At 58.9% G+C, this 5,553-nt stretch carries 3 rRNA genes; all 3 read right to left on the minus strand.

The features are described 5' to 3' along the window. Positions 1 to 57 precede the first annotated feature (57 nt). Positions 58 to 174 (minus strand): 5S ribosomal RNA (rrf, locus tag CWIS_RS02820). A 98-nt stretch (positions 175 to 272) separates the two neighbouring features. Further along, a 23S ribosomal RNA gene (locus tag CWIS_RS02825) occupies positions 273 to 3,381 on the minus strand. A 441-nt stretch (positions 3,382 to 3,822) separates the two neighbouring features. Continuing rightward, positions 3,823 to 5,341: ribosomal RNA gene (locus CWIS_RS02830) — 16S ribosomal RNA — on the minus strand. The 16S, 23S and 5S rRNA genes sit together here, the layout of an rRNA operon. Positions 5,342 to 5,553: the final 212 nt, after the last annotated feature.

The raw sequence follows: 5,553 nt of genomic DNA on the forward strand, positions 1-5,553 counted from the left end.
GAACTGCCGGGGAAACAGAAGAAGCCACCCCGTGTGGGGTGGCTTCTTCTGAATGGTGTCCGGCGGCGTCCTACTCTCCCACACCCTGGCGAGTGCAGTACCATCGGCGCTGAAGGGCTTAGCTTCCGGGTTCGGAATGGGACCGGGCGTTTCCCCTTCGCTATGACCGCCGTAACGCTATCGAGTTGTGAACGGGACCGGTTCGACCGAGGTCGAACGGGTGTCGTTCGTTTCTCGGGAACCGCACAGTGGACGCGTAGCAATGAATAGAGGTGGTGAAGTTGTCGGCTGATTAGTACCGGTCAGCTGCGGCAGTCTTTCGTCCTGCCTTCCACATCCGGCCTATCTACCCAGTGGTCTAGCTGGGAGCCTCTCGCCCCGGAGGGCGTGGAAACCTCATCTTGAAGCAGGCTTCCCGCTTAGATGCTTTCAGCGGTTATCCCTTCCGAACGTAGCCAACCAGCCGTGCTCCTGGCGGAACAACTGGCACACCAGAGGTTCGTCCGTCCCGGTCCTCTCGTACTAGGGACAGCCCTTCTCAAGTTTCCTGCGCGCGCAGCGGATAGGGACCGAACTGTCTCACGACGTTCTAAACCCAGCTCGCGTACCGCTTTAATGGGCGAACAGCCCAACCCTTGGGACCTACTCCAGCCCCAGGATGCGACGAGCCGACATCGAGGTGCCAAACCATGCCGTCGATATGGACTCTTGGGCAAGATCAGCCTGTTATCCCCGGGGTACCTTTTATCCGTTGAGCGACGGCGCTTCCACAAGCCACCGCCGGATCACTAGTTCCGACTTTCGTCCCTGCTCGACATGTCTGTCTCACAGTCAAGCTCCCTTGTGCACTTGCACTCGCCACCTGATTGCCAACCAGGCTGAGGGAACCTTTGAGCGCCTCCGTTACATTTTAGGAGGCAACCGCCCCAGTTAAACTACCCACCAGGCACTGTCCCTGGTCCGGATCACGGACCGAGGTTAGATATCCAGAGCGACCAGAGTGGTATTTCAACGTTGACTCCACCGACACTGGCGTGCCGGCTTCACAGTCTCCCACCTATCCTACACAAGCCGCACCGAACACCAATACCAAGCTATAGTAAAGGTCCCGGGGTCTTTCCGTCCTGCTGCGCGTAACGAGCATCTTTACTCGTAGTGCAATTTCGCCGAGTTCGCGGTTGAGACAGCGGAGAAGTCGTTACGCCATTCGTGCAGGTCGGAACTTACCCGACAAGGAATTTCGCTACCTTAGGATGGTTATAGTTACCACCGCCGTTTACTGGGGCTTAAATTCTGAGCTTCGCCTTGCGGCTGACCCGTCCTCTTAACCTTCCAGCACCGGGCAGGCGTCAGTCCGTATACATCGTCTTGCGACTTCGCACGGACCTGTGTTTTTAGTAAACAGTCGCTTCTCCCTGGTCTCTGCGGCCCTCCACGCTCCCCCGGCTAGCGGGTTCACGCTTCAGGCCCCCCTTCTCCCGAAGTTACGGGGGCATTTTGCCGAGTTCCTTAACCACGATTTGCTCGATCGCCTTGGTATTCTCTACCTGACCACCTGAGTCGGTTTGGGGTACGGGCGGCTAGGACCTCGCGTCGAGGCTTTTCTAGGCAGCATAGGATCACCAGATTCCCGCTATCGCGGTCACCGTCAGCTCTCAGGCTTCGTGAGGTGCGGATTTGCCTACACCTCGCCCTACGACCTTGGACGTGGACTACCATCGCCACGCTTGGCTACCTTCCTGCGTCACCCCTGTTAATACGCTTACCTACTACCGGTTCGGGTCCCGTGCTCCCCGGTGCGGTGCGGCCCGAAGGCCACGGTGCATCGGTTCGGACGGTTAGCATCACCGGGCTCGGTATGGGCGGTCCTTCGCCGGTACGGGAATATCAACCCGTTGTCCATCGACTACGCCTGTCGGCCTCGCCTTAGGTCCCGACTTACCCAGGGCGGATTAGCCTGGCCCTGGAACCCTTGGTCATTCGGCGGACGGGTTTCTCACCCGTCATTCGCTACTCATGCCTGCATTCTCACTCGTGTGGCGTCCACAACTGGGTTACCCCGCTGCTTCACCCGCCACACGACGCTCCCCTACCCATCCACACGACTGAACCACGAAGGCTTGTCTGTAAGTGTGAATGCCACAGCTTCGGCGGTGTGCTTGAGCCCCGCTACATTGTCGGCGCGGAATCACTTGACCAGTGAGCTATTACGCACTCTTTCAAGGGTGGCTGCTTCTAAGCCAACCTCCTGGTTGTCTGTGCAACTCCACATCCTTTCCCACTTAGCACACGCTTGGGGGCCTTAGCTGGTGGTCTGGGCTGTTTCCCTCTCGACTACGGAGCTTATCCCCCGCAGTCTCACTGCCACGCTCTGGCTTACCGGCATTCGGAGTTTGGCTAACGTCAGTAACCTGGTGGGGCCCATCGGCTATCCAGTAGCTCTACCTCCGGCAAGAAACGCGTGACGCTGCACCTAAATGCATTTCGGGGAGAACCAGCTATCACGAAGTTTGATTGGCCTTTCACCCCTAACCACAGGTCATCCCCCCGGTTTTCAACCCAGGTGGGTTCGGTCCTCCACGCGGTCTTACCCGCGCTTCAACCTGCCCATGGCTAGATCACTTCGCTTCGGGTCTAGAGCACGCGACTGTATCGCCCTATTCGGACTCGCTTTCGCTACGGCTTCCCCACACGGGTTAACCTCGCCACGTACCACTAACTCGCAGGCTCATTCTTCAAAAGGCACGCCGTCACCCCTGCTAGGGAGGCTCCGACGGATTGTAGGCACACGGTTTCAGGTACTATTTCACTCCCCTCCCGGGGTACTTTTCACCTTTCCCTCACGGTACTTGTCCGCTATCGGTCACTAGGTAGTATTTAGGCTTACACAGTGGTCTGTGCAGATTCACTCCAGGTTTCTCGGGCCCGGAGCTACTTGGGATCCCTCACGGGAGGCCACGCCATTTCGTCTACGGGGGTACCACCCTCTGTGCCGGGCCTTTCAATGCCCTTCGACTATGACGCGACTTTCTGACTCCCTGCAGGGGCGGCAGCCCCAGCTGTAAGGTCCCACAACCCCGTATGCGCAACGCCTGCCGGCTTGAACACGCACACGGTTTGGCCTGATCCGCTTTCGCTCGCCACTACTCACGGAATATCTCTTCCTGCCGGTACTGAGATGTTTCACTTCCCGGCGTTCCCTCCACGCACCCTATATATTCAGATGCGGGTCACCGCACATGACTGCGGCGGGGTTTCCCCATTCGGAGATCCTCGGATCACGGTTCGTTTGCCAACTCCCCGAGGCTTATCGCAGGCTACAACGTCCTTCATCGGCTCCTAGTGCCAAGGCATCCACCCTGTGCCCTTATAAACTTGACCACAAAGACTATTCAAAGATGCTCGCGTCCACTGTGCAGTTCTCAAGCAACGACCGACCCGCCACACCCAGCCGCGCCAACGCCAACCACCCCTGCGAACAGGAGCACCAGCGCGGTACGCGAACCAGTGACGACCCGAAGGCCACCCCCGCGACCAGCCACCCACACAAGGCGACCCGACCGCAGGCATGCCCCGAGACAACAACCAACCGGCTGTTCCCTCAGGACCCAACAGCGTGCCAGGCCCACCGCCGCCGGCCAGCAGCATCCGTTCCCACCCCACAGACCAGCTGCAGGCGTACTAGGAGCCACTCACCACAACGATGAGCCGTAGTCGATGTTCCACCCGTGAGCACCACCCCCGACACGCTCGGCCGAGGCATGGGCCTGGACGCACCGGCCACCCCATGACAGGACGACCCATACGCCAGATGCTCCTTAGAAAGGAGGTGATCCAGCCGCACCTTCCGGTACGGCTACCTTGTTACGACTTAGTCCCAATCGCCAGTCCCACCTTCGACGGCTCCCCCCCAAGGGTTGGGCCACCGGCTTCGGGTGTTACCGACTTTCGTGACTTGACGGGCGGTGTGTACAAGGCCCGGGAACGTATTCACCGCAGCGTTGCTGATCTGCGATTACTAGCGACTCCGACTTCATGGGGTCGAGTTGCAGACCCCAATCCGAACTGAGACCGGCTTTTTGGGATTCGCTCCACCTCGCGGTATCGCAGCCCTTTGTACCGGCCATTGTAGCATGCGTGAAGCCCAAGACATAAGGGGCATGATGATTTGACGTCATCCCCACCTTCCTCCGAGTTGACCCCGGCAGTCTCCCATGAGTCCCCGGCATAACCCGCTGGCAACATGGGACGAGGGTTGCGCTCGTTGCGGGACTTAACCCAACATCTCACGACACGAGCTGACGACAACCATGCACCACCTGTACACCGACCTTGCGGGGAGCACATCTCTGCACTTTTCCGGTGTATGTCAAGCCTTGGTAAGGTTCTTCGCGTTGCATCGAATTAATCCGCATGCTCCGCCGCTTGTGCGGGCCCCCGTCAATTTCTTTGAGTTTTAGCCTTGCGGCCGTACTCCCCAGGCGGGGCACTTAATGCGTTAGCTGCGGCACGGAATCCGTGGAATGGACCCCACACCTAGTGCCCAACGTTTACGGCATGGACTACCAGGGTATCTAATCCTGTTCGCTCCCCATGCTTTCGCTCCTCAGCGTCAGTTGCGGCCCAGTGACCTGCCTTCGCCATCGGTGTTCCTCCTGATATCTGCGCATTCCACCGCTACACCAGGAATTCCAGTCACCCCTACCGCACTCTAGTCAGCCCGTACCCACTGCAAGCCCGAGGTTGAGCCTCGAGTTTTCACAGCAGACGCGACTGACCGCCTACGAGCTCTTTACGCCCAATAATTCCGGACAACGCTTGCGCCCTACGTATCACCGCGGCTGCTGGCACGTAGTTAGCCGGCGCTTCTTCTGCAGGTACCGTCACTTTCGCTTCTTCCCTGCTGAAAGAGGTTTACAACCCGAAGGCCGTCATCCCTCACGCGGCGTCGCTGCATCAGGCTTGCGCCCATTGTGCAATATTCCCCACTGCTGCCTCCCGTAGGAGTCTGGGCCGTGTCTCAGTCCCAGTGTGGCCGGTCGCCCTCTCAGGCCGGCTACCCGTCGTCGCCTTGGTAGGCCATTACCCCACCAACAAGCTGATAGGCCGCGAGCCCATCCCCCACCGATAAATCTTTCCACACCCCCACATGCATGAGGATGTCATATCCGGTATTAGACCCCGTTTCCAAGGCTTATCCCAGAGTGAAGGGCAGGTTGCTCACGTGTTACTCACCCGTTCGCCACTGATCCAACCAGCAAGCTGGTCTTCACCGTTCGACTTGCATGTGTTAAGCACGCCGCCAGCGTTCGTCCTGAGCCAGAATCAAACTCTCCGTCAATGTCCAACGCCACCAACCACCCCAAGGCGGCCAGCAACAAACATTACGAACGACCCGAAGGTCACGTAGATCCGGCTTCAACAAGGACCCCACCACCCACGGGGTGGACAGCAGGATCCCAATCTCAACCATTGCGCCCACCCCGACACATCGGAGCGAGCCATATGGCATCGACTACTTGGCACACTGTTGAGTTCTCAAGGAACAGACGC

This window comes from Cellulomonas sp. A375-1, from assembly GCF_001040865.1.
GTDB classification, from domain to species: Bacteria; Actinomycetota; Actinomycetes; order Actinomycetales; family Cellulomonadaceae; genus Cellulomonas; species Cellulomonas gelida.